Origin of the sequence: Sphingomonas sp. IC081, from assembly GCF_006874585.1 — a bacterium.
GTDB lineage: Bacteria > Pseudomonadota > Alphaproteobacteria > Sphingomonadales > Sphingomonadaceae > Novosphingobium.
The window spans coordinates 2,852,094-2,877,147 of record NZ_CP029761.1; the positions used below are offsets into that span (position 1 = coordinate 2,852,094).

Sequence of the window (25,054 nt, forward strand, 5' to 3'; positions counted from 1 at the left end):
GCTCACCGGATCAGCACCAGCGCGGCGAGCAGCGCGGTCTCGGTCACTTCGATACCGGCGCCGTGGCCGTCGCCCGAAATGCCGCCGATCCGGCTGCGCAGCCACCATGCCCAGAGCGGCACCGCGGCAAACAGCGCCAGGAGCGGCGGCGCTACGGCCAGCGCCAGCACCAGCGCCGCCCCGCCCCAGAGGATGACGTGCCGCCATTGCACGGCCTTGCGGAACAGGCTGCCGAGCCCCTCGTGCAGCGGCACCAGCAGCAGCGTCCAGGCAAGCGGCGCCATGCGCGCCAGCACCGGCACCAGCAACAGGGCCCAGACCTGCCCCGGCCGCAGCGCATGAAGCAGCACCAGCTTCGCGGCGAGCTGCAGGACGATGGCCACCACCGCAAAGCTGCCCACATGCGGATCCGCCATGACCGCCGAGATCCGCTCCCGGTCTGCCCCGGCGCTCTTGTGGGCGGCCCCGGCGCCGTCGGCGACATCGCCGAGCCCGTCGAGATGGAGCGCGCCGGTCACCGCCGTCCACGCCGCCAACCCGGCCAGCGCGGCAATCCAGCCATCGCCCGAGAGCAGGCCCAGCCACCAGCCGAGCGCCACCGCCCCGCCAACCGCCGCGCCTGCCAGCGGAAACCACAGCATGGCTCCGGCAAAGTCCGCCTCGCCCGCGCGAACCGCGGGCAGCGGCAGCCGGGTGAGGAACTGCAGCGCCAGGACGATACGGCGGATCATGAGCGCCGGATCATGAGCGGCCGCCATCCAGCGCAACGATCTGCGCAGCAGAGATCCGCCCTTCGCCATCGGGCCAGAGGCGCAGGCTCAGCACCGCGCAATAGGCAAATTCGAACGCCCATATCTGGCGGTGATCAAAACCGAACAGCACCGCCAGCGCCGCCCGCATGGCCCCGCCGTGGGTGACCACGAGGGTGTCGCGGGAGATCCCGCACAGGGCCTCGTTGACCCGCAGGCACAGCTGCGACCAGCGTTCCCCGCGCGGCGGCGCGCAGAGATCGGGATCGTCCCAGAAGGCGGCCTGCAACGAAGGGTCGAGGTCGTGCGGCGAAAGCCCGTCCCAGTCGCCGAAATCGAGTTCGCGCCAGCGCCGGTCGGCCCGGTGCGTCGCCCCGCGGGCATGCGCGATCTGCCGCGCGGGGACTTTCGCCCGCGCCAGATCGGACGAGAGGACTTGCGCGAATGCCAGGTGTTCGGCGCGCAGCATGCAGCGCGCCACGCCCGCCGGGGTCGGCGGATCGTCGCGGTGCCCCAGCATGAGCCCCGGTTCGCGCGGGGCGCCGTGGCGCATCAGGTGGACAAGGATGCCGTTCATGCAGCCCCGCTCATGCCGCCACCTCACGCTGTCGCCTCATGCTGTCGCCTTTCCGGCGACCAGAGCTTCGGCAAAGGTCGCCATGCCGGCATGGGCGGCCAGCGCCGAACGCACGATCTGCGTCGCCACCGCCGCGCCCGATCCCTCGCCCAGCCGCATGCCGAGATGCAGCAGCGGATCCAGCCCGAGCCTGTCCAGCAGCCGCACGTGCCCCGCCTCGGCCGAGCAATGGGCGGCCAGGCAGTGGTCGAGCGCCGCGCCATTGTCGGCCATGAGCGGCGCCACGGCGGCGCAGCAGATGAACCCGTCGAGCAGCACCGGCACGCGGTAATGGCGCGCGGCCAGCACGGCCCCTGCCATCGCCGCGATCTCGCGTCCGCCGAGCCGGCGCAGCGTCTCGAAGGCATCGCGCGGCGCACCGTCATGGCACGCCAGCGCCGCCGCCACCGCCGCCGCCTTGCGGGCAAGGCCGTCATCGTCGAGTCCGGTGCCGCGCCCGGTCCAGTCCTGCGCCGCACCGCCGAACACCTTGGCGCAAAGCGCGGCGGCCGGCGTGGTATTGCCGATACCCATCTCGCCCACGAACAACAGGTCGCTGCCGGGACGCACGGCCGCCGCGCCGATGTTGAGCGCGGCCAGACACTCGCCCTCGCTCAAGGCCGGCTCCACGGTGATGTCGCCGGTCGGCCGGTCGAGATCGATGGGAACAACCGCAAGCTCGGCACCGCAGGCGGCGGTCAGCGCATTGATCGCGGCGCCGCCGTTCTCGAAATTGGCGACCATCTGGCGGGTGACTTCGGGCGGATAGGCGCTCACCCCGCGCGCGGCAACGCCGTGGTTGCCGGCAAAGATCACCGCCTGGATACGCTCGGCTTGCGGAAGTTCCCGGCCCTGCCAGCCGGCCATGAACACCGCGATCTCCTCCAGCCGCCCGAGCGAACCGGCGGGCTTGGTGAGGCTGGCCTGGCGCCCGCGCGCCGCCTCCAGTGCGGCATCATCGGGGACGGGAAGACCGGCCAGCGCGGCGGCAAAGGCGGCGCGGCCGGCAAACATCGGGGGGGTAGCCGAGGCAGTGGGCATGCTCATGCGGGCAGGAACCCTTCAGGGGGAGTGCGGGTGATGAAATGGCCTTTCACGCCTTCCGGCCACTGGCGATAGGGTACCTGCCCTTCGGCGCTTTCACCATGACGCAAGGCATAGTCGAGAATCGCGCGGGCGGCCTCCTCGCCGGGTTCGAAATCGCCCAGCACGTAGCCCAGCTTGCCCGGCGCGCGGATGTGCACGGTGCAATGGCGCTGGCAGGCGAACAGGCAGGCCATCTCCTGCACCGCGACCGCCTGCAGGGCGGGATCCTCGGCCTGGAGCGCCCGCATCGCCTCGGCCAGCAGCGCGCCGCCGCGCCGCCCTTGCCCGTCCTCGCGCGCATCGGCCGAAAGGCGGCAGGTGTTGCAGACGACCACCGAAGGGCCGGGCTCGACCGGGGTCAGCATCGGCAGATACTCCCCGCGCCAAAACAGCAATCGATTTCGGCGCATGCACCGATGGGGCTGACCAGAACACGACAGTTCACGGAGTTTCCTTCCCGCTCGCGACATCGAATGCCCCTTCGGGTCGGCGATCGGGCAAAGGACGGATCGGCAGGGTCCCGGTGCATGGGCACCGCGCGACAGGCCGCGTCCCCCGCCCGGGCGCTTGGCCGGCGGAGCAATGGCTGTCGCTCCGCGAGGGAAACTCCCCCGTCCGTCCGGCACACCCTGTCCCGACGAAGAACGACCGCGACGGGCAGGTCTCCTGGCTCACGGGTCAGGGCCGGTCCGGCCGCCTTCTCAGGAAACCTTGCCAATTGCGCGGCTTGCTTCCCAATGGCGTGTCTGGCCGAACGGCTCGCCGCTTACAGTTGCAGGGGCAGCCCGGGCATCTGACCCGCGTTCCCTTTTCATCCCCTTGCGGGGAACCTTTCGCGAGGCCGGCAACTATCGTGCGGACGGACGGCTGGCAAGTGGGCGAAGCTTGCGCCCTGCGGTGAAGTCCCATAGTCGCCCAACGATGCCGGCCAACACCGCCTCCTGCCCCGCCCTGCTGATCGCCGCCCCTGCCTCGGGACAGGGCAAGACGCTGGTCACCGCCGCGCTCGCCCGCCGCCATGCCCGCGCGGGCAAGCGGGTGCGGGTGTTCAAGTGCGGGCCCGATTTCCTCGACCCGATGATCCACGAAGTCGCCAGCGGCGCGCCGGTGCACCAGCTCGACCTGTTCATGGTCGGCGAGGAGGAATGCCGCCGCCTGCTGCACGCCGCCGCGCAGGAAGCCGACCTCATCCTCGTCGAAGGAGTCATGGGCCTCTACGACGGCGATCCCTCGGCCGCCGACCTCGCCCGGCGCTTCGGCCTGCCGGTCATGGCGGTGATCGACGGCTCGTCGATGGCGCAGACCTTCGGCGCACTGGTCCACGGCCTGGCGACCTACCAGCCCGGCCTCGACCTGACGGCCGTGCTCGCCAACCGGGTCGGCAGCGCCCGCCACGCGCAGCTGCTGGAGCAGGGCATGCCGCGGGGCGTGCGCTGGCTCGGCAGCCTGGGCCGCGACCCTGCGATCGGCCTGCCCTCGCGCCACCTCGGGCTGGTGCAGGCGGGCGAAATCGCCGATCTTGCCGAACGGCTGGACCGCGCGGCGGACCTCCTGCCCGAAACCGCGCTCTGGCTGCCGGAGCCGGTCGCCTTTGCCGCGCCCGCCCCGGCGCAGCCGCTGCCCTCGCTGGCGGGGACCACCGTGGCCATCGCCCGGGACGCGGCCTTTGCCTTCCTCTACCCCGCCAACCTCGCCTTCCTCGAACGCGCGGGGGCGCGGCTGGCGTTTTTCTCGCCGCTGGCCGACCGCGCTCTGCCCGAATGCGACGCCGTCTGGCTGCCGGGCGGCTATCCCGAACTCCACCTCGCCCGCCTTGCCGCAAACACCCCGATGCTGGCGGCGATCCGCGCCCATCACGCGGCAGGCAAGCCGATCCTGGCCGAGTGCGGAGGCATGCTCTACGCTTGCGAGACGCTGGAAGACGCCGAGCAAAACCGCGCCGAACTGCTCGGCCTGCTGCCTGGCCGCGCACGCATGCAGTCGCGCCTTGCCGCGCTCGGCATGCAGGAGGCGATTCTGGACGGACACCGCCTGCGCGGGCACACCTTCCACTATTCCACGCTCGAAACCACGCTCGCGCCGCTGGCCCAGGCCCGCACGCCTGACGGCCGAGCCGGCGAGCGGCTGTTCCGCTGCGGTTCACTTACCGCCAGCTACATGCATCTCTACTTTGTCTCGGCTCCGGTACTGATTGCCGCATTGTTCGGCAGGAGTGCGCGGACCGGAGGGTAAAGTCCGGTTGACATTTTCGCACACAAGCCTCTCTAAGCACTTGCATGGCCGCCGATTTGCAGACCATTTCCGCCGCGCGTGAGGCGCTTTCCTCGGGCGATGTCGCGCGCGCCGAAGCCCTGGCGCTCGCCGCGCGCGCCGAACCCGCGCTGGCGCTGGATGCGATCGAGGTGCTGGCTCTCGCCGCCAAGGCCCGCGGCGCGGGCGAACGCTATGAAAACCTGCTGCGCGAGGCGGCGGTTCTCGCGCCCGAGCGCACGTGGCCGCGCAACGACCTCGCCGAATGGCTGCACGATACCGGCCGCCTTCACGACGCGGAAGCGGTCTTGCGCCGGACCATCACCGACCAGCCCGGCAATCCCGACGCCCAGATGCGCCTCGGCACCATGCTGAGCGAGCGCGAGGAACTGGTCGAAGGTGCCGAGCATCTGCAGGCCGCGATCCGTATCGTCGGCCCCCATCCGCAACTGCTTGCCAATCTCGGCCGCAATCTCCAGCGGCAGGGACGCCTGGAGGAAGCCGCCCCGCTGCTGGCCGAAGCGGTTCGCGCGATGCCCGACGCCCTGGCCCCGCTGGCCTGGCTGGCCGAGCTGGAGGAACAGGCCGGGCGGTTCGAGCGGGCCTGTGCCATGCTGTCCCGGGCCGAGGCGCTCGCGCTGCGCCAAGGCAGCGATGTCACCCTGCAGCGCGTCACCCTGCTGTCGCGCACCGAGGAATGGCCCATGGGGCTCGCCATGCTGGAGGCGGAAACCCCGCCTTCGGGCGCCGCCCTGCTGCTGCGCGGCCGCCTGCGCGACCGGGCCGGCCGCAAGACCGAGGCCTGGGATGACTTCACCGCCGGCAAGGCCGCGCTCGCACGGTCTGCCAGCCGCAGCTATCCGGCCCGCGCGGTGGGCGAACTGGTGCGGCAGTGGCAGGACGTCTTCACCGCCGACCGCTTTGCCCAATTCCTGCCTGCCGAGCGCCGCAAGGGCGTGCCGCAACCGGTGTTCATCCTTGGCTTCCCGCGCTCGGGCACGAGCCTCATCGAACAGGTACTGGCGAGCCATTCGCGCGTGCGCGCGGGCGGAGAGCTGCCGTTCGGGCGCGAACTGGCGGAACAGGCCCATGCACGCACCCAGGGCGCCTTCCCGCGCGATCCCGATGGCGTGAGCGAGGCCCTGCGCGACACGCTGGGCACGCTCCTGCGCGATCATTACCTCGCCCGCGCCGAACGCTACGGCCTTCTCGAAGAAGGCGCGGACTTCTTCACCGACAAGCTGCCGCTCAACGCGCTCTACCTGCCGCTGCTGCAACTGGCCTTCCCGCAGTCACCGGTGATCGCCGTGCGCCGCGATCCGCGCGACGTGATGGTCTCGGCGATGAGCCACGATTTCACCCACGGCTTCGCCTGCGGCTACCGGCTCGAGGACCTCGCGCTCCACTATGCGCGCATGGACGCACTGACCGAGCACTGGCTGGAGGAACTGCCGGTGCCCGCGCACGAACTGCGTTACGAGCGGTTTGTCGCCGACCAGGAAGAGGAAACCACGGACCTGATGGCCTGGCTCGGGCTGGATGCCGAACCACGGCAACTGGCCTTCCACACCCTGCCCCGCCATGCGCCGACGCCCAGCCATGCGCCCGTGCGCGAGCCGCTCAACCGCCGCTCGATCGGACGCTGGAAAGGGTATGCCAAGGAACTCGCCCCGGTGCTCGCCGTGCTTACCGAGGCTATCGAACGCGGCGGTTATGCCGCCTCCGACAGCCCCGTAGCCAGTTCCGGCGCCAAGGGACCGACGATCAACTGAACACCGCTGGCCCCGTGCAGCACCATGCGCGCGCCAAGCCTCTTCAACGCGGCCTCGTCGATCGCTGCCGCGTCGGCGAGGTCGATCCAGACCCGGCTTGAAGCCGCGCCTGCCGCCGTGACATTGCCCTTGCCGCCCAGCGCCGCCAGCCAGGGCGCGGCATCGATTGCGGCCGTCGGCGCCGCTGCCACTGCCGCTGCCGCTGCCGCCGGCGACTTGTCCCGCGCCGGAGCCGCCTCGGTAGCTCCCCGCAGCGGCCCTGCCGCCTCGCGCATCTCGCTTGCCACGTCGTCGGCGATCGGGCCGACCACGACCTGCAGCGCGCCCGGCGCCGGGCGGATCAGCCCGCGCGCGCCAAGTGCCCTGAGGCGTGGCTCGTCCACGGCATCGCTGTCATGCAGGCGCAGGCGCAGGCGGGTTGTGCAGGCGCCGATCTCGGCGAGGTTGCCCTTGCCGCCCAGCGCCGCCACGAAGGCCGCCCCGCGCGCGCCCTCGGCAGGCGCGATCGCCCCAGGATCCTCGCCCACCGGCTCGTCCTCGCGCCCCGGTGTCCTGATGTCGAAGCGCACGATCGCCCAGCGGAACGAAGCGTAATAGAGCAGCGCATAGGCCGCCCCCACCGGCAGCAGCAACAGCGGATGGGTGGCCTTAGAGTAGTTCAGCACATAGTCGAGCAGCCCCGCCGAGAAGCCGAAGCCGAGCTTGACGCCGAGCAGGTCCATCAGCGCCATGGCCACGCCGGTCATCACCGTGTGCATCGCATAGAGCAGCGGGGCGAGGAACATGAAGGTGAACTCGATCGGCTCGGTCACGCCGGTCAGGAAGGCGGTCAGCGCCATCGACAGGAACATGCCGCCCACCGCCTTGCGCCGCTCGGGCCGCGCCGCGTGGTACATCGCAAGGCAGGCGGCGGGCAGGCCGAACATCATCACCGGGAAAAAGCCCGACATGAAGCTGCCGGCTGCGGGATCGCCCGCGAAGAAGCGGTTGAGATCACCGGTGGTGCCGTGGAAATCACCGATGATGAACCAGGCCACGTTGTTGATCACGTGGTGCAGGCCGGTGACGATCAGCATGCGGTTGAGCACGCCATAGGCAAACAGCCCCAGCACGCCTGCATGGACAACGCCGCCACTGACCATGTCCATGCCGCCGGTGATCGGCGCAAAACCGTATCCGACCACGGCCGCCAGCAGCAGCCCGGCCAGCCCCGAGAGGATCGGCACGAAGCGGCGGCCGCCGAAAAAGGCGAGGTATTCGGGCAGGCGGATCGCGGCATAGCGGTTGTAGAAGGCGCCTGCGGTAAGCCCGGAGACGATGCCGATCGGGACCGCCAGCTTGGCGATGGCCTTGGCCCGCCAGGCATCCGCCGCGAGCCCGGCGGCCACCTCATGCGGCACCACCAGCAGGGTTTCCGCGCCCTTGCTGGCGACCAGGAAGCAGACCAGCCCCGCCAGCCCCGCCGCGCCATTGGCATCGCGGGCGATGCCGACCGCAATGCCGAGCGCGAAGAGCAGTCCAAGATTGTCGAAGATCGCCGCCCCTGCCGCAGCCACGAACGGCAGGTCGAGCAGGTCCGGCTGGCCGAGCCGCAGCAGCAGGCCGGCAATCGGCAGCACCGCGATCGGCAGCATCAGCGCACGGCCCAGCGGCTGGAGCGATTGCAGCGAGAGCGTCATGCCACTTCCTCCACGATCTTGCCGAGTTCCGCGCGTACCAGGGCGCGCACGGCGGCGGCGTCAGGCAAAGCCAGCGCGGCCTCCGCCATGAGGCCGCATTGCTCCAGCGTGAGGCTCCGAATGCACGCCTTGGTCTCCGCAACCGAGCCCGCCGAAACCGAAAGTTCACGCACGCCGAGGCCGATCAGCAGCGGAATCGCCTCCGGGTCCGCACCAAGCCCGCCGCACAGGCCGACAAGGCGACCATGGCGGCTGGCGCCGATCTGCGCGATCTCGATCAGCTGCAGGATCGCCGGGTGCAGCGCGTCGAGCCCCGCCGCGACATGCGGATTGGTGCGGTCGCGTGCCAGCGTGTACTGGGCCAGATCGTTGCTGCCGACCGAGAAGAAGTCGGCCTCCGCCGCCAGCACCCCGGCGTGCAGGGCGGCGGCGGGGGTTTCGACCATGATCCCGAGCGGCGGGCACGGACGCTCCTCTTCCGCAGCGATCCGCTCCAGCGCGGCCCGCGCCGCGCGCAATTCGGCGATCTCGCTCACCATCGGCAGCATGATCTGCACCGGGCCTTGCGCCTCCATGGTGACAAGCGCGCGCAGTTGCACGTCGAGCAGGTCGGGCGCAGCCAGTTGCAGGCGGATACCGCGCAGGCCCAGCGCCGGGTTTTCCTCGCCGCCCATCGGCAGGTAGGGCGCGGGCTTGTCGGCGCCGATGTCGAGCGTGCGCACTATCAGCGGGCGCCCTTCCAGCGCGGCGGAGATCGCGGAATAGACCTCACGCTGCTCGGCAAGCGAAGGGGCCTCGGCGCGATCGAGAAACAGGAATTCGCTGCGCAGCAGCCCGCAGCCCTCGGCACCGGCAGCGACCGCCGCGCGGGCATCGGCGGCGGAGGCGAGATTGGCGAAGACTTCGATCCGGACACCGTCGCGCGTCATCGCAGGCTCGTGCGCATGGGCCGCGGCGGCGCGGCGGCGGGACTGCGCGCCTTCGATGCGGGCCCGTGCCGCGGCCAGGACACCCGCTGCGGGCGCATGGGTCAGCGCGCCCTTTTCGAGCAGCAGCGCCGCGCCTTGCGGGATCGACTTCAGCCGCTCGCCCGCCGCCACCAGCATCGGCAGGCCCAATCCCGCAGCGATGATCGCGACATGCGAGGTGGCGCCGCCCTCGACGGTGACCACGCCGCCAAGGCCGCCATCGGCCAAGGCCATCAGCTGCGAGGGATAGAGATCGTCCGCCAGCAGGATCGCGCCGGGCGGCAGCGGCGGCGGGGTCTCGTCGATCCCGCCGCTTGCCAGGGCGACCCGGCGGGCGAGGTCGGCCAGATCGTCCACCCGCTCGCGCAGGCGCGGATCGGGGGAGAGGCGCAACTGGGCGATGAAACCCTCTACCCCGGCGATCCACGCCCTGCCCGCCGGCAGGCCCGCGGCGATGCCGCCGCGCGCGGCTCCCAGAAGTTCGGGATCATCGAGCAGGACCAGATGCGCAGCGGCAATCTGCGCGGCCTGCCCGTCACCCTCGGCCGCGCTTTCAAGGCTGGCACGGATTTGGGCGATGGCACCATCCAGCGCAGCCGTTTCCGCCTCGCGCGTGCCCGCCGTTTCCGGAAGCGATGCAAGCGGATCGAGCAGCCAGACCGCCGGGCCGATCGCCGCTCCGGGGACAGCCGTGACCGCCGCCAGCGCCTCGCCTTCGCCCAGCGGGAGCGACGGGACCAGCGCGGACTGCCCCCCGCGCACTGCCGGTTCGCCAACCACGACCGGGCGATGTTCGCCCATGCCGCTCTCGATCAGTTCGGCGAGGGCATCGATGGCCGTGATGTCGCTTCCCCGCAAGGTCAATGTCTCGCCGTGGCCGAGCCCCAGCGCCAGCATGGCAACCGCGCTGCGCGCCGAAGCCACGCGGCCATCGGCGGCGACGATTTCGAGGGTGCCGGGGAACGTGCCCGCCAGGCTGGCCAGCCGCGCGGCCGGTCGGGCATGGAGGCCGTGCGCCAGCGGCAGCAGCAGCGAACGGCTGGTCAGCGGCGCCGCCTCCTTCGCGCCTGCCGCCGTGGCCATGCCGCAGGGTTCCAGCGTCATCAGCGCCGCGCCCGCCGCGATCTCCCGGTCCGTCTGCCCGCCGACAACGGCAAAGGCCTCGCCATTGGTGACGATCACCGGCGTCAAGAGGCTGCGTGCGGTGCGGGCAAGCCGGTCAAGATCGAATAGGATCAGCACCTGCCCTGCCTCGACCCGCTCGCCTTCCATGACTTCCGGTGCGAAACCCGCGCCGCCAAGGCCGACGGTATCGAGCCCGACGTGCATCAGCAGCACCGGCCCGGCGTCAAGTTCCAGCGTCACGGCGTGCCCCGCGGGATGGACCGAAACCACCCGTCCCGCCCCCGGCGAGACAAGCCGCCCCTCGGCAGGATCGACGGCGATGCCCGGGCCCATCATGCCTTGCGCAAAAACGGGATCGGGCACTTCGCAAAGCGGGGTGGCCCAGCCGCTCAGCGGGCTGGCAATCGTCAAGGTCATCGTGCGGGGTCCAGCGTCAGGCGGTCCAGCATCCACAGCGGATCGGGGCCGGGCTGCGCAAAGCTGAAATAGAGATCGTGCGGGCCCGCCTGCACCGGAAGGACAGCCGTGAGCGTGCGGACACCCGGATTGCCGGCCGCCTCGCCCAGCGGCACGCGGGCCACGATCGGGCCATCGGCCTTGTCCAGCCGGACCAGCAGTTCGCCAGCCCGGGTCCCGGGCTTGTCGAACACCAGTTTCGCCAGGTCCGCGCCGATCTGGTAGTTGAACGGCACTTGCCCGACTTCCGCGGTCAGCCCCGCGATCCCGGCGAGCGGAGCGCCGCGCCAGATCCAGCAAGGATGGAAAATATCGCCCCAGAACACCGCCCGCTTGCCCTGCGCCGGCGCATCGTCTTCCGGGCGCAGCGGCACCGCGCGCGAACAGAGTTCCAGCTGCGAGGCTCGGCGCGTGCGGGTCATGGCGGCGGAAAGCGTCCAGCCCTTCTCCTCGCCGAACGGCTCGGTGCCGAGGAAGCTGCGGGTGCGCAGCACGGTCCCGGGTGCGAGCGTCAGCGGCGCCGCATAAGCGGGTGAACTGGCCAGCGGCGCGCTGCCGTCGGTGGTGTAGTGCAGCGTGCCCGCCTTCACCGGCTGTTCCAGGCTGGCCGCGATCCTGTCGCCGGCCGCCGTGAACGTGCCCAGCGCCTCAAGCGGCGTGCGGTCATAGCCGATGCCCATGGCCTTCTCGCGCGCCAGTTCGGCCGGCAGGCGCGCGGCGAACTCATCCCACTGCCGGCGCTCCGGCGCGGTCCAGGCGATTTCGGCGAGCATGGCGGCGCGCGGCCACATCTGCCGCTCCATGATCTCGCCCGTGCGCATGTGTTCGGTCCAGAGGTTCGCCTGGACGCCGAGGATATGCGCGCGCTCGCCGTCGCTCAGCCGCTGCGGCAGAACCGGCGTCTCGTAGAAGCTCTTCCAGTCGATCACCTCGCCCCGGCCTGGCGGCTCGTCGGCGGACATCGACTGCATGTGATCCAGATAGAAGTCCGGCGAGGGCGAAAGCACCGCGTCGTGCCCGGCCTTGGCAGCGACGATGCCGCCCTCGATGCCGTGCCACGACATGACCGTGGCCGAAGGCGGCACGTGGCCTTCGAGGATCTCGTCCCAGCCGACGATCTTGCGGCCCCTGGCCGCAAGGTAATCGCCGATGCGGGCGATGAACCAGCCTTGCAGCTCGCCCTCGTTCCTGAGGCCAAGCGCCTTGATCCGGGCCTGCGCGCGCGGATCGGCGATCCACTGCGCCTTCACCGCCTCGTCGCCGCCGACATGGATATAGGTGGAAGGGAACAGGTCGATCACCTCGTCCAGCACGTCTTCCAGGAAAGCGAAGGTCGCCTCCTCGGTGTTGAACAGGTTCTCGTAGACGCCCCAGTCGGCGCCCGGCACTTTCGCCGGATCGGCCGCGGCGGCGAGCATGGGATAGGCCGCAATGGCCGCCGTTGCGTGGCCCGGCATCTCGATCTCGGGCACGATGGTCACGTGGCGCTCGGCCGCATAGGCCACGATCTCGCGGATCTCGGCCTTGGTGTAGAAACCTCCGTAGCGCACGGGATGACCCTGCGCGTCGGTTCCGGCAGCCCCGGCCGGACGGCGCCAGGCACCGACCGCGATCAGGCGCGGATACCTGTCGATCGGGATGCGCCAACCCTGATCATCGGTCAGGTGCCAATGCAGCACGTTGAGCTTGTCCGCCGCCATGCGGTCGATCAAGACCTTCACGAAGGCTGCCGACTGGAAATGGCGCGCGGAATCGAGCATCAGCCCGCGCCAGGCAAAGGCCGGGGCATCGTCGATGACCATGGCCGCGATCGTGCCGTCCTTGGAGGCGGCAATCAGCTGCCAGAGCGTTTCCGCACCGTAGAACAGCCCGGCGTCGGTGCCGGCCTCGATGGTGACGGCACCGGGCGTCACCGTCAGCCGATAGGCTTCCGCGCCTGCGACCGCCGAATTGCGGCGAAAGCGGATGCGCCCCCCGGACGAGGCGGCCAGCTGCGGCGCGCCGGTATGGCGGAGGAGGTCTGCCAGCCGGCGCGCCGCCGCCCGTTCGCCGCTGTCTGTCGCCGCAATGCGGGCATGGCGGAAATCGAACCGCCCCTGCTGCGGCTCGACTTTCGCCGGAAGCGGAAGCAAGGGCGGAGAGGCCGCCTCGGCCTCCCCGGAAACGGGCCCGCAAGCGAGCCCGAAAACGACAGCGGCGACGAGGACGAATGAGCGCATCATGTCAGTCTATCCGCTGAATGCCGGATACGAAACTTTCGTTTCGGATTGTGCGCCCCCGACACGACCGCTGTGAGCAGGGGCCGGAAGTCCGCACTTCCGGCCCCTTCGCGCTCACCCGATCCGTCGATCAGTCGCCGCTCTGTGCTGCGGCGTAGAAGGCATCGAGATCGTCCTTCATCTTTTTCATCGACGGCGGGTCGATGTAGATCATGTGGCCGGACTCGTAATAGGTGTAGGTGATGTTGCGCTTCAGTCCCTCGGGGATCGACATGTGGGCAAGGTCCCACTCGGCCCCGAAGAACGGCGTCGCCAGGTCGTAGTAACCGTTCATCGCCAGCACCTTGAGATGCGGATTCTGCCGCATCGCCGCCGCCAGATCGAGGCTGGTCGCCGCCAGTGCCTGCTTGCGCCCGTCATCGGCCACGTGGCTCTGGTCCCAGCCGCGCAGCATGCCCGAATAGTAGTTCGGGCGGTAATAGAGCTGGGTCTTGTAGCCCAGCGTGCCGAACAGGTAGCTGTTGAGCGCGGCAACGTAAGGCCCGGTCATCGAGGTATCGGTGGCGTCGTACTCGGGCCGGTCGCCCAGCACTTCCGATTCAGGCCCCATGAAGCGCGAGTCGAGACGGCCGATGGTCTCGGCGGAATCGCGCAGCAGTTCCTTGCGGTAACGGTTGAGATCGATGCGCAAGTTGCCCGCCAGCAGCACCTGCGGCGCAATGCCGGTATAGGCGGAAAGCTGCCCGGCAATCGCCTGGCGCTGGTCGGCCGGCAGGTTGAAGCCCTGCGCCAGCGCATTGAGATAAGGCCCGGTGGCAAAGCGACGCACTTCGGTGAGGAAGGGTTCGAGCGCGGCGGGCCTGTTTGCAAGGCGATGGTGATACCACGCGGTCGCCGCGTAGCTCGGCAGCATGCGCACTTCGTCGATGTCGAAGCCGACCTGGCGGGCGCCGTAATTGAGGATCGAGGACTGGAGGATGATGCCGTTGGGCTGCACCCCCGCCTTCTGCAACGACAGCGCCAGCCCCGCCGCACGCAGCGTGCCATAGCTTTCGCCGTAGACGAACTTGGGCGAGTTCCAGCGGTCGTTGATCGACAGGTAGCGCACGATGCCCTGGGTGAAGGTCTTGAGGTCGTTGTCGACGCCCCAGAACTCGCTCGCCTGATGCTTGCCGAGCGGGCGCGACAAGCCGGTGCCCAGCGCGTCGATGAAGACAAGGTCCGAAATGTCGAGCATCGTCAGCGGGTTCTTGCCGATGGCGAAAGGTGCAGGCGCATAGGCGGTCGGCGTCGGCGTATCGACTCGCACCGGCCCCCAGCTGCCCATGTGCAGCCACATCGTCGACGAGCCGGGCCCTCCGTTGAACAGGAAGGTCACCGGACGCCTGGCCTTCGACCCGAGGTTGTCGGCGGTATAGGCGACGTAGAACAGGCTGGCGATCGCCTCGCCGTCGTCGTCGCGCAGGGTCAGGTGGCCGGGGGTGGCGGTATAGGCGATCTTCTGGCCGCGCGCGGTGGTCACGCTGTCCTTGCGCGGCTGGGCATCCTCGACCGCGCTGGCCTCGACCTTGTCGACCTTGTCGGGCTTGCCGGCATCGGCCTTGGCAGCATCCTGCGCATCAGCCTTGCCGGCGTGATCCTGCGCCATGGCCGGCGTGAAGACGAGTGCCGACGATACGGCTAGAACGGTGAGAAAGCGGCGCATGCGGCAGTGTCCCCTGTAGTGCCGCACGCCCTTCGAACGCCCGCAAGCCGCCGGGAACGCTTTTCCCTGCTCCGGCGGCGATGACGATCTGGCTGCGGCCCGTTGTCGTGATCAAAGTGGTGCAGATCGTATATCTAATACTCATCAGGCATAGCACTGCCGCCCATCCGGTCAACAGGGCTGCTGCAAGAACGACAAGCCTGACACTTCCGTTACAAATTAGCCCCTCCCGTGCCGGGGCGCTTTCTGCTACAGGGCCGCCGCAAGAAATACCGTATATCCGCATACGATAGACGAAGTTCGAAGGGACCGCTCTTGTCCACTGTCGTTTTCCGCTGTTTCTCGGCCCTCCTGCTTGCCGGCGCGGCAATGCCCGCGTTTGCTCAGGCACAGGCGGGCAGCGCGGACGCCCAGTTCAAGGCGATCACCGACAAGGAATGGGCCTGGCGCAAGCAGCAGCAGGGCGACGACGACGGCCCGGGCAAGCTGCGCGCCCACCTGCCCGACGTCACCCCCAAGGCCCAGGCTGCGCGCCTCGCCACCTGGCAGGATGTACGGCGGCAGGTCGCCGCGATCCCGGCCGACACGCTTTCGCCCGCCGTGCGCGTGGACCAGCAGGTCTATCTGAACCAGATCGACGTGCTGATCGCCCAGCAGCAGTTCCACGAGTGGGAAAAGCCGGTCAATTCGGACACCAGCTTCTGGAGCGGTCTTGCCGGCATGGGCCGCCGGACGTTCTCCACCGAGGAGGAATACCGCCGCTACATCGCGCTGATGACCGAGTTCCCGCGCTACTTCCGCGACCAGACCGCCAACATGAAGGCGGGTCTCGCACGCGGGTTCACGGCGCCGCAAGTGACGCTGAAGGGCCGTGACGAATCCATCGCCTCGGTCGCGAACAAGGCGGCTGAGGACACGGTGTTCTTCGAACCTTTCAAGGCGATGCCCGCCGCGATCCCCGCCGCCACGCAGGCCGAACTGCGCGCGGCAGGCCTCAGGGCAATCAACGAGGCGGTGCTGCCTGCCTACAGGGACCTGCTGCGCTTCGTTCGCACCACCTACATCCCCGGCGCGCGCAAGGAACTGGCCGCCGAGACCCTGCCCGACGGCAAGGCCTACTACCGCTCGGTCATCAAGGAATACGCGACGACCGACATGACGCCGGAGCAGATCCACGCGATCGGTCTCTCGGAAATCGCCAAGATCCGCGCGGAAATGCAGGAAACCATGAAGGAGGCGAAGTTCGACGGCGACCTGCCCGCCTTCCTCCAGTTCCTGCGCACCGACCCGCAGTTCTATGTGAAGACCCCGCAGGCCCTGCTCGACCGCGCCGCCTGGACCGCCAAGGAAGTGGACCGCAAGATCGGCCGCTTCATCGGCCACCTGCCGCGCCAGCGCTTCGGCATCGTGCCCGTGCCCGACGACATCGCCCCGTTCTACACCGCCGGTCGCGGCGGGCCCGGCGTCTACCTCGTCAACACCTACGACCTGCCGAGCCGCCCGCTCTATTCGCTGCCCGCGCTGACGCTGCACGAAAGCGCCCCCGGCCACGCCTTCCAGATGCCGATCGCGGCCGAGAACAAGGACCAGCCGGACTTCCGCCGCGAGACCTATATCTCGGCCTTTGGCGAAGGCTGGGCGCTCTATACCGAACGCCTCGGCACCGACATGGGCATCTACCAGACGCCTTACGAGAAGTTCGGCATGCTCAGCTACCAGGCCTGGCGTGCGGCGCGCCTTGTCGTCGATACCGGTGTCCACCACTATGGCTGGAGCCGCGCGCAGGCGCAGCAGTACCTGCACGACAACACCGCACTGTCCAACCACGAGATCGAGACCGAGGTGGACCGCTACATCGCCTGGCCGGGGCAGGCGCTGGCCTACTACCTCGGCGAAATGACGATCATGCAGGGCCGCCGCAAGGCCGAGGCCGCGCTTGGCCCCAAGTTCAACATCCGCGCCTTCCACGATACCGTGCTGGCCCTGGGATCGGTGCCGCTGCCGATCCTCTCCGCCCGCATCGACCAGTTCATCGCCGAAGGCGGCAAGGGTCCCTATCCCGACGAGGAGTCCTGACGATCGCGAGACGGGCGGCAAAGATCGCCCGCCGGATCCGACGAGCCCACGGGTCGCGAGGAGGGGGTGGCAACAGCCGCCCCCTCCGTTTATTCTTGATATTTTAAGAGATTAAAGCAGGGGAGCATAGCCCCCCTGCACCCCCAAGACCGTCTAGGTCACGCGGGCCAGCAGCGTTGTGCGCCCACTTGCCGCAGCGAGAAGAGAATGGCCTTCGGCCGAAACCCGATTGCTAAATCCAACGCCGGGCCGCCCCATACCAACTCACTCCGTCATCCCCGCGAAGGCGGAGATCCCGCTGTTCTTGGCGCGCTTGGCGAAAGAAAGCGGGGCCCCCGCCTTCGCGGGGATGACGAGGTTGACCGGTTGATTGGCCGCGTTCCGTTCAGCCGAACGGCTTATCGATCGACGGCTGCGGCTCGGTAAACCACTTCGCGCCGCTGTCGGTCACATAGAAGTGATCCTCCAGACGCACCCCGAAACGATCGGGGATGACGATCATCGGCTCGTTCGAGAAGCACATGCCCGGTGCCAGCGGCGTCTTGTCGCCCCGCACCAGATAGGCCGGTTCGTGGATCGACAGCCCGATGCCGTGGCCGGTGCGATGCGGCAGGCCGGGCAGCTTGTAGTCCGGCCCCAGCCCGGCCTTCTCCAGCACCGCACGCGCGGCGTAGTCGACCAGTTCGCAGGGCTTGCCCGGCTCGACGGCGTCGAAGGCGGCCTGCTGCGCGGTGCGTTCGAGTTCCCAGATCGCCCGCTGCTCGTCGTTGGCCTCACCAAAGACGTAAGTACGGGTAATGTCCGAGTGATAACCGGCAACACGGCAGCCGGTATCGATCAGCACGATCTCGCCTTCCTGCAGTTCGCGGTCGCCGGGCAGGCCATGCGGATAGGCGCTGGCGAGGCCGAACTGGACGATCACGAAGGCATTGCCGCCGGGGGCACCGATCGCGCGGTGGGCTTCGTCGATGAACCGGGCGACTTCGCTGGCGCGGATGCCGGGCCGCAGGATGCTGGCGGCGCGGCGGTGCACTTCCAGCGTCATCGACTTGGCCTGCTGCATCAGCGCCAGTTCGGCGGCCGACTTGACCATGCGGCACCCATCGATCACCGGCGCGCCGGAGACGAGCGTGGCCGACGGCGCGTCCCGGGCGATGCGGTCGACAAACAGGTAGCTCATCGCCGGATCGATCGCGAGGCGCGAGACACCCTTTTCGCGCAGCGCCGCGGCGAGCAGCGCGGTGGGGCTTTCATCCTCCTCCCAGAGGCGGAAGTCGGCCTCGATCAGCAGCCCTGCTTCCAGCGTGCCCAGTTCGAAGCGCGGCGCGATCAGGATCGGCGCGCCGTCCACCGGCAGCAGCAACGCCACCAGACGCTCGGATTCGCTCCAGGCGAGCCCGGCAAAATAGTTGAGGCTGGCGCCCGCCGTCACGAGCAGCGCCTCGGCGCCGATGTCGCGCGTGAGGCGACGAGCCTTGTCGATGCGGGCCATGCGCTCGTCCAGCGTGATCGCCGGCGCGGGATCGGCCCAGGGGCGGATCTGCGCCAGCTGCTCGGCCGCATTCGACCCGCCGATACCTCCGGCTGCATTACCCTGTGCCACCGTCAACTCCTGTCCAGATAGATGGGGAGCGCTAGCATTTCCGGGGGCTCCCAGAAAGCCATTGCTTAGGTCTATCATATATCGTATACGAATGTTCCAGTCAATTTTCAGGAACACCCGACGATGCCTTCGACCAAGACGCTCTGGACCGGGGTCTACCCCGCAGCAACCACCCAGTTTGCGCCGGACTACTCGGTCGATGCCGATGCCACCCAGGCCGTGCAGACCGCGCTGGTCGACGACGGCGTCGACGGCCTGATCCTGCTCGGCACCTGCGGCGAGAACAACTCGCTGGAAGCCGACGAGAAGCGCAAGATCCTCGCCGGTGCGGTGGAAGCCGTCGGCGCCCGCGTGCCGCTGGTGGCGGGCGTTTCGGAGTTCACCACCGAACGCGCAGTCGCCTATGCCAAGGATGCCGAGAAGATCGGTGTCGACGCGCTGATGCTGCTGCCGGCGATGGTCTACGTGCCCACCACCGAGGAACTGGTCACCCACTTCCGCACCGTCGCCGAGGCGACCTCGCTGCCGATCATGCTCTACAACAACCCGCCGGCCTATCGCGTCAACGTCAGCGCCGAGGCACTGGAAGCGCTGGCCGACGTGCCGAACATCGTCGCGGTCAAGGAAAGCGCGCCCGATACCCGCCGCTTCACCGACCTCATCAACCGCTTCGGTGATCGCTACTCGGTCATGGCCGGTCTCGACGACGTCGCCCTCGAAGGCATGATGCTGGGCGCCAGCGGCTGGGTTTCGGGCCTCACCAGCGCCTTCCCGCGTGAATCGGTGCGCCTGATCGCCGCCTTCAACGAAGGCAACATCGAGGAAGCCCGCGCGATCTACCGCTGGTTCATGCCGCTGCTCCACCTCGATGCCGAGCATGACCTCGTGCAGTCGATCAAGCTGGCCGAAACGATCATGGGCCGCGGCACCGAGCGCGTGCGCATGCCGCGCATGCCGCTCTCGGGCAAGCGCCGCGAAGACGTGATCCAGTGGGTCGAGACCTGCAAGGCGACCCGCCCCTGCGGCGAGTGATGCCACGAGGCGGCCGTAACCCGGGATAACGAAAGGCCCGCGATGCTCTGCGCATCGCGGGCCTTTTTCTTAGTTGGTCTGAAAATCCGCCGAGGGCGGATTTAGGCGGCACCAGCCCACTCCCCCACCCGACCACCCACTAGGGTACAGTCGTTGGGTGGTCGGGTGGGGGAGTGGGCTGGTGCCGCGCTAAAAATGCCCATTCGGGCATTTTTCAAACAAACTCTCCTTAGAGCAGTTTCCGATTCATCAAGTGATTCCACCTGATTGGAAAACGCACCAGGTCACGCGACCTGGCGGGTCTCCACCGCCTGCGCCTCGGCGCGGGTGACGATCGGGCGGAACACGAGGTTGAGCAGCATCTGCTCCTGGCTCGGCACGGCAGGCACGATCATGAAACCTTCCGGCGCCGCGATCCGGTAGAGACCCGGGGCCACTTCCTCCATGCCGTCGGTAACCGTGGCCACCGGCGTGGCCTCTTCCGCCGTAAGGCTGTTGGCAGGCTGCAAGCTGATCTCCTCGAACTGCACGAACTGGAACAGGCGGCCCAGGAACAGGCCGATCGAGAACTGGCCCATGCCCACCGGCACGATGGCGCGGAAGAACCCGTCGGCGGTGCGGTGGGCGCCGACCGTCTTGGCCGCGCTTTCACCGCCGCCGTAGACCTGGATCGGCAGTTGCAGCGCATCGATGTCGACATCGCCCTTGGCGAGTTCGAGGTTGAAACGGCGGATGCCGAAGACCGAGAGATTGAGCGGCAGGCCGAACTGCTGGAGTTCGCCCGGCAGGTACATGCGCTGGGCATTGCGCATGTAGAAGAAGCCGCGGCGCCGGATGCTCTTCTGCGCCGCCTCGAGGTTCGACATCTCCAGCATGTCGTCGACGCCGAAGTTCGCGTCGTGACTGAAGGTCTTGAGCATCTCGACTTCCGCCTCGACCGGCATCAGCAACAGGCGGCTCATCACCCCCATGGCGGCACGGCGGCGGCTGTCGCTATCGTCGGAGCGCGGCGGCCGGACAAAGCCGGTGCCGACACCGCGAATGAAGTCGACGCAGGCCGCCTGCCCGCGCTCGCGGCAGTCGCTCTGGGCGGCGGGGACCGAAGCGGCCTCGCGCACCGGGGTGCCGTCCGCCTCGTAGTCGAGCGCCGAACCGACCGACATGGTGCTGAACTGCTCGATCACCGAGATCGAGTTGAACACCGTCGAAAGCACGTTGTAGTCGTAGTTGCGGGTGTCGAAGTAGCCCTTCTTGTCGAGCCCCGACGGCGTCGTCTCGCGCAGCAGCATGTAGCGGCCGGCGACATCGAGCTTCATGCCCTTGCGCAGCCGCGCCTCGGCCGCGTTCTGCACCGAACCGTTGTAGCCAAGGTCGATCAGCATCACCGTGTCGCCCTGCTCGACGCCGATGCTGCGCAAGTGGCGGAACATGCGCTCGCCGAACTCGGCCGATCGCTTGAGCACTTTCTTGAGGTTGTGCGCCTGCATCACCCGCTTGCCGAAGCCCGCAAGGTCGCCCTCCAGCAACGCTTCGGTTTCCGCCTCGTCGAACAGCAACTGGCGCGCGCAGATGCGCGCCTTGTCGAGCGTCTTCTGGATATGCGGCACCAGCCAGGGCGTCATGTGCCGGCGCACCGCGGCCTCGTCGACAAAGCTTGCGGCAACCGCGATGACGCGGCTGATGGTGGCCTCGGCCACGCGGTCCGCCCAGTCGGGATAGAGCGCGGCAAAGGCCTTGGCGGGAAGATGGCCATCGCGCTGGAGGAACAGCAGCTTCACCGGCCGCCCGCTCGCCGCTTCCATCGCCTCGGCCTCCTCGCGGATCCACGAGGCAAAACCATGCATGATCGGGCCAAGCACGTCGTGGCCGAAGGCATAGACCGGGTCGGCATCCCCCCGCAGCGCGATCTGCGCCCGGTGGGGCTGATAGACCGGCACGGTCACGCGGGTGGCCGGATCGATCATGCTCGACGCCGCCGCTTCCATGCGCAGACGCTGCTGGGCCTGGGTGTCGAACTGCACGAGATGGACGCTGGGAATGCCGAGCTTGCGCGGCGAGGTGAGGTCGGCGACGAAATTGTCGCCGACATGCAGCATCTGCTCGGGCTTGATCCCCAGTTCCTTCAGCACGAAGCGGAACAGCCCGCCATGCTTGCCCACGCCATATTCGCACGAGCAGAAGATGCGGTCGATCATCGCCGCAAGGTCCGCCCCGCCGACTTGTGCGATCAGGGCGCGCAGGCGCTTTTCCGAAAGGTAGGTGTCCGAGACGATGATGACCTTGAGCCCGCGCCGCTTGGCCTCGACGATCAGCTGGCGGGTGGGCTCGAAGGCGAAGCAGTGGCGTGCCTCGGCATCGAGTTCGGCCTGCACCATCGCGGCCTGCGCGGCCTTGCCCGCACGCGGCGAGAGTTCGGCATGGATCTCGTCGAGCGTGACCTCGAAGCGGCGATGGCGATCGGGCGCGGCGACCCGCGCGGCGCTTTCGGCCTGGCGGCGCGGGCCCATCGCCCCGCCCGCCACCGGCAGGTCGGCAAACAGGTCCTGCGGGGACTGGGTATTGCGCCAGATCAGCGTGTCGAAGCAGTCGAGCGAGAGATAGCGAAGGTTCAGGTCACCGGGCACGACGTCAAAAAGCTTGGGCAGGGTCGCGGCGCGGATGGAAGTCTTGGACATGGCATCCCTCGGATAAGGACTGGCGGAGCGGGAACGGGTCCCGGTTCACGGGCTTGGCTCAATATAGAGGGATTGCCGGGGCTCCGGCCCCGCCGGAACGACACAGGCAAAATTTGCCGCACCGGACCACCGTCCGCCCGATCGTTATCCTATAATTGAGCCAGTCGAGTAACGCGCGCCTTTCCCCGGAGCGGCGCTTCACGCGGATCGCCGCCTGCTGCGCGGCGATCCGCAACGGGAGAATTCGAGCCGCCATGAGCATCCATGACGCCAGCGCCATCGTATCGCGCCTCGGCCCCTGCCGCATCGCGCTGGACCTGGCCGCCCATGGCCGGCTGGCGCAGGAACTGGCGCTGCTGGGCTGCGAGATCCACGCCCTGGGTGCCGACGCTCCCGCCGCCGGCAGCGCCTACCTCGAATGGCCGCCAGCTGGCGGCGAGGCGGCCTTTGCCGAGCGCCTGCGCAGCCTCGGCAGCGCCGAGCGGCTGGTCCTGCGCGCCGCCGCCGGGAACCGTTCGCGTATCGAAGGCATCGTGCTGGGCGAAGGCTGGAGCCGCCATCCCGGCGACATGACCCTGCCCGACTATGCCCAGCGCACGGGCCACGCCCTGCCGGCACTGAGCTTCTACGAGCGCCGTGCAAGCGGCGATGGCGGCGGCCTGCTCTCCCGTCCCGGCATCGACGCCGACGACATGATCGCCCGCTTCGTGCTGGCCGCCGATCAGGTGCGCGTCGGCGACACCGTGCTGGTCGACGGCGCCGATGCCGCCGATGGCGCCCGCATCGTCGCCGCGCTGAGCCAGGCCGCACGCGTGCTGACCGGCAGCGAATACGCGGCGATCACGCCGCATTCGCTCGACAGCGTGGTCGCGGTCCAGCCGGACACCGCGGCGGGCTGGGAAGCCCTGCTCGATCGCTACCTGAACCTGCTCAAGTTCGATGGCCGGCTGATCCTCGCGATCCGCCGCGCCGCCGCCCCGCACGAACCGCTGCCCGAGGGTTGGCCGGAATTGAGCGCGGCGCTCTCCAGCCGCTTCCTCATCGAGATGCGCCACGAACAAGGCCTGCTCACACAGGACCCGATCGGCCCGCGCGCCTTCATGCCGGTACCGCTCGGCGGCAACAGCACCGGCCCCTGGCTGCTGGTGCTGGCCTCGGCCAACCCCCTAGCGGGCGCCGGGCACCGCGATGCCTATCGCCCTGCCGCGCTTGACGGAGGTGCCAGCGACGCCGCGATCCCGGTTCTGTCCGATTTCGGCAATGCCTATGACAATCCCTGGCTCTACCGCCCAATGGTGCAGATGGGCGAACGGCTGCGCAACGACGAGACCCTCGCCCGCCTCGCCGAACATGTCGTGAGCAACACCCGCCCCGGTTCGGCCGATCAAGGCGCGGCGCTCACCGTTTATGGCTACCGCGTGCTGGAAACCCGCGCCGGCAGCCAGGCAGGACCGCTGATCGACGCCATCACCAGCTATGTCGAGGCGCCGGAGACCAACGGGCCGGAGGTACCGCCCCATGTCGCGCGCTGGAAGATCTCGCTGGCGTTCCTGGCCGGACGCCTCTGCGAACTCGTCGGCGACCGGGCCTCGGCCCGGCGCTGGTACCGCGCCGCGGCGGACGCCGACTGGGCCCGCTTCTCGCCGATCCTCGCCACCAAGGCGGTCGGCGCGGCTTTCTACGAGGCCCGCCTGGACATTGCCGAGGGCGAGGTCGAGGCGGCCCGCGAAGCGCTGCAACGCGGCCTCGCGACAGCCCTCGCGGCAGCTGCCAGCCCCCACGCCGAGCACATGGGCGATCCCGCCCGGCCGCTGCCGTTCTACCTCACCGAACTGGCCGAAGTGATCGACATGGGCTCGCAGTGCGCCAATGCGCTCGCCAAGCTCCCGCTGCTGGAGCGCGACCCCGGCCTGTTCTGGCGCCAGGTCGACGTGCGCCGTTTCGGGCTCGCTACCTGGAACACCGACCTGCAGCGCGAAAACCTGCAGCTTCAGGCCGCGCTGGCTGGAGCGCAGCCATGCTGAACGCCGCCATCTCCGCCTTCGACCGCGCGGACACCGCCGCTGCCCACGAGGATCCCCGCACCCAGTGGTTCCGCGAGGTGCTGGCCGCCGAGCGCGATGCACTAAGCCACTTCCTGGGTGCCGATCATGCCGCCATGGCTGCCGTCGTCGCCCTGCTCGCCGCGCAGCAGCGGCCGGTGGTCTGCCTCGGCATCGGCAAGTCGGGCCTGGTCGCGGCAAAAGTGGCGGCAACCTTCTCCAGCCTCGGCACCGCCGCGTTCTTCCTCAATGCAGCCGAGGCCGCGCACGGCGATCTTGGCGCGGTGCAGACCGAAAACGTCGTGCTGCTGTTCTCCAACAGCGGCTCGACCGAGGAGATCATGCGCATCCTGCCGATCCTCAAGGCGCGCAAGTGCCCGCTGATCGGCGTGATCGGCCGCGCCCGCTCGCCGCTGGCGCAAGTGGTCGACCATCTCGTGCTGATGGACATTGAGGGCGAGGCCGACCACATCGGCATGGCCCCCACCTCCAGCACGACCCTGCAGATGGCGATCGGCGATGCCCTTGCCGTCGCCGCCAGCCGTGCGCGGGGCTTCACCCGCGAGGATTTCCTGCGCCACCACCCCGCCGGGCTGCTCGGCCGCCACATGATCCCGGTGCGCCACCTGATGCGCAAGGGCGCTGACCTGCCGATCGTATCCCCCGATGCCAGCGTGGCCGAGATGATCGCGGTGATCTCCGCCGGGTGCATGGGCGCGGTCTGCGTGGTCGACCAGGACAACCGCCTGCTCGGCCTTGTCGTCGACGGCGACGTGCGCCGCCTGATCGAGGCCCGCCGCGACCTCTACGCCGCCCGCACCGCCGACGTCATGAAGACCGGCCCCGTGGTGATCGGCGAGGACGGCGTCGTCGCCGATGTCCTGCTGCTGCTGCAGGAGGCCGGTCGCCCGCTTTCGGTGGTGCCCGTCGTGGACGGCGAAGGGCGCCTTTCCGGCATGATCCAGAGCTACGAATTGCTGCGCCCCTGACCGGCGCGAACC

16 protein-coding genes and 1 riboswitch are annotated in these 25,054 nt (G+C 69.0%); of the genes, 6 read left to right on the forward strand and 10 right to left on the reverse strand.

Annotated features, from left to right (window positions below; genetic code table 11):
- Nucleotides 1-2: 2 nt before the first annotated feature.
- Genes DM450_RS13550 through DM450_RS13565 form a run of 4 tightly spaced genes read right to left on the reverse strand, consistent with a single transcriptional unit; the run spans nt 3 to nt 2,816 of the window.
- Nucleotides 3-728, reverse strand: coding sequence for an adenosylcobinamide-GDP ribazoletransferase (locus tag DM450_RS13550; protein WP_142637900.1), 726 nt, complete (start codon nt 726-728; stop codon nt 3-5).
- A 13-nt stretch (nt 729-741) separates the two neighbouring features.
- Nucleotides 742-1,326: a histidine phosphatase family protein gene (locus DM450_RS13555; protein WP_142635619.1), complete on the reverse strand. Its 585-nt coding sequence runs from the start codon at nt 1,324-1,326 to the stop codon at nt 742-744.
- A 36-nt stretch (nt 1,327-1,362) separates the two neighbouring features.
- Nucleotides 1,363-2,406 carry a nicotinate-nucleotide--dimethylbenzimidazole phosphoribosyltransferase gene (gene cobT / locus DM450_RS13560; RefSeq protein WP_260610416.1) on the reverse strand — a complete coding sequence of 348 codons (1,044 nt, stop codon included), beginning with the start codon at nt 2,404-2,406 and terminating at the stop codon, nt 1,363-1,365.
- 2 nt (nt 2,407-2,408) lie between these two features.
- Nucleotides 2,409-2,816 carry a DUF1636 domain-containing protein gene (locus DM450_RS13565; protein ID WP_142635621.1) on the reverse strand — a complete coding sequence of 136 codons (408 nt, stop codon included), beginning with the start codon at nt 2,814-2,816 and terminating at the stop codon, nt 2,409-2,411.
- A gap of 273 nt (nt 2,817-3,089) precedes the next feature.
- A riboswitch (cobalamin riboswitch) is annotated at nt 3,090-3,300 on the reverse strand.
- 72 nt (nt 3,301-3,372) lie between these two features.
- Here DM450_RS13565 and DM450_RS13570 point away from each other — a divergent pair.
- The gene (locus DM450_RS13570; protein WP_142635623.1) at nt 3,373-4,683 is read left to right on the forward strand and encodes a cobyrinate a,c-diamide synthase; all 1,311 of its coding nucleotides are present in this window, start codon (nt 3,373-3,375) and stop codon (nt 4,681-4,683) included.
- 44 nt (nt 4,684-4,727) lie between these two features.
- Complete coding sequence (locus tag DM450_RS13575; RefSeq protein ID WP_142635625.1) at nt 4,728-6,473, forward strand: sulfotransferase; 1,746 nt, start codon at nt 4,728-4,730, stop codon at nt 6,471-6,473.
- Here DM450_RS13575 and nagE read toward each other — a convergent pair.
- From nagE to DM450_RS13595, 4 genes are all read right to left on the reverse strand, one after another.
- Entirely contained in the window at nt 6,413-8,152 is a 1,740-nt protein-coding gene (nagE, locus tag DM450_RS13580; protein ID WP_142635627.1) for an N-acetylglucosamine-specific PTS transporter subunit IIBC, read from the reverse strand. The two genes, DM450_RS13575 and nagE, sit on opposite strands and share 61 nt — an antisense overlap.
- Complete coding sequence (locus DM450_RS13585; protein ID WP_142635629.1) at nt 8,149-10,662, reverse strand: glucose PTS transporter subunit IIA; 2,514 nt, start codon at nt 10,660-10,662, stop codon at nt 8,149-8,151. The genes nagE and DM450_RS13585 overlap by 4 nt, the downstream gene beginning before the upstream one ends.
- Nucleotides 10,659-12,923: a family 20 glycosylhydrolase gene (locus DM450_RS13590; protein WP_260609859.1), complete on the reverse strand. Its 2,265-nt coding sequence runs from the start codon at nt 12,921-12,923 to the stop codon at nt 10,659-10,661. Before DM450_RS13590 ends, DM450_RS13585 begins: the two co-directional genes overlap by 4 nt.
- Nucleotides 12,924-13,050: 127 nt before the next feature.
- The gene (locus DM450_RS13595; RefSeq protein WP_142635631.1) at nt 13,051-14,625 is read right to left on the reverse strand and encodes a S10 family peptidase; all 1,575 of its coding nucleotides are present in this window, start codon (nt 14,623-14,625) and stop codon (nt 13,051-13,053) included.
- A gap of 369 nt (nt 14,626-14,994) precedes the next feature.
- Here DM450_RS13595 and DM450_RS13600 point away from each other — a divergent pair, with 369 nt between their 5' ends.
- Nucleotides 14,995-16,701: a DUF885 domain-containing protein gene (locus tag DM450_RS13600; RefSeq protein ID WP_142637908.1), complete on the forward strand. Its 1,707-nt coding sequence runs from the start codon at nt 14,995-14,997 to the stop codon at nt 16,699-16,701.
- A 385-nt stretch (nt 16,702-17,086) separates the two neighbouring features.
- On the opposite strand, the gene DM450_RS13605 is transcribed toward DM450_RS13600, so the two are convergent.
- Nucleotides 17,087-18,304, reverse strand: coding sequence for a Xaa-Pro peptidase family protein (locus tag DM450_RS13605; protein WP_260609860.1), 1,218 nt, complete (start codon nt 18,302-18,304; stop codon nt 17,087-17,089).
- 123 nt (nt 18,305-18,427) lie between these two features.
- Between DM450_RS13605 and DM450_RS13610 the strand changes: the two genes are divergently transcribed.
- Nucleotides 18,428-19,336, forward strand: a complete 909-nt coding sequence (locus DM450_RS13610; RefSeq protein WP_142635635.1) for a dihydrodipicolinate synthase family protein — start codon at nt 18,428-18,430, stop codon at nt 19,334-19,336.
- A 284-nt stretch (nt 19,337-19,620) separates the two neighbouring features.
- On the opposite strand, the gene DM450_RS13615 is transcribed toward DM450_RS13610, so the two are convergent.
- Nucleotides 19,621-22,011: an HAD family hydrolase gene (locus DM450_RS13615; protein ID WP_142635637.1), complete on the reverse strand. Its 2,391-nt coding sequence runs from the start codon at nt 22,009-22,011 to the stop codon at nt 19,621-19,623.
- Nucleotides 22,012-22,265: 254 nt separating this feature from the next.
- Between DM450_RS13615 and DM450_RS13620 the strand changes: the two genes are divergently transcribed.
- Both DM450_RS13620 and DM450_RS13625 read left to right on the forward strand, forming a co-directional pair.
- Complete coding sequence (locus DM450_RS13620) at nt 22,266-24,035, forward strand: hypothetical protein (RefSeq protein ID WP_142635639.1); 1,770 nt, start codon at nt 22,266-22,268, stop codon at nt 24,033-24,035.
- Nucleotides 24,029-25,042: an SIS domain-containing protein gene (locus DM450_RS13625; protein WP_142635641.1), complete on the forward strand. Its 1,014-nt coding sequence runs from the start codon at nt 24,029-24,031 to the stop codon at nt 25,040-25,042. Before DM450_RS13620 ends, DM450_RS13625 begins: the two co-directional genes overlap by 7 nt.
- Nucleotides 25,043-25,054: the final 12 nt, after the last annotated feature.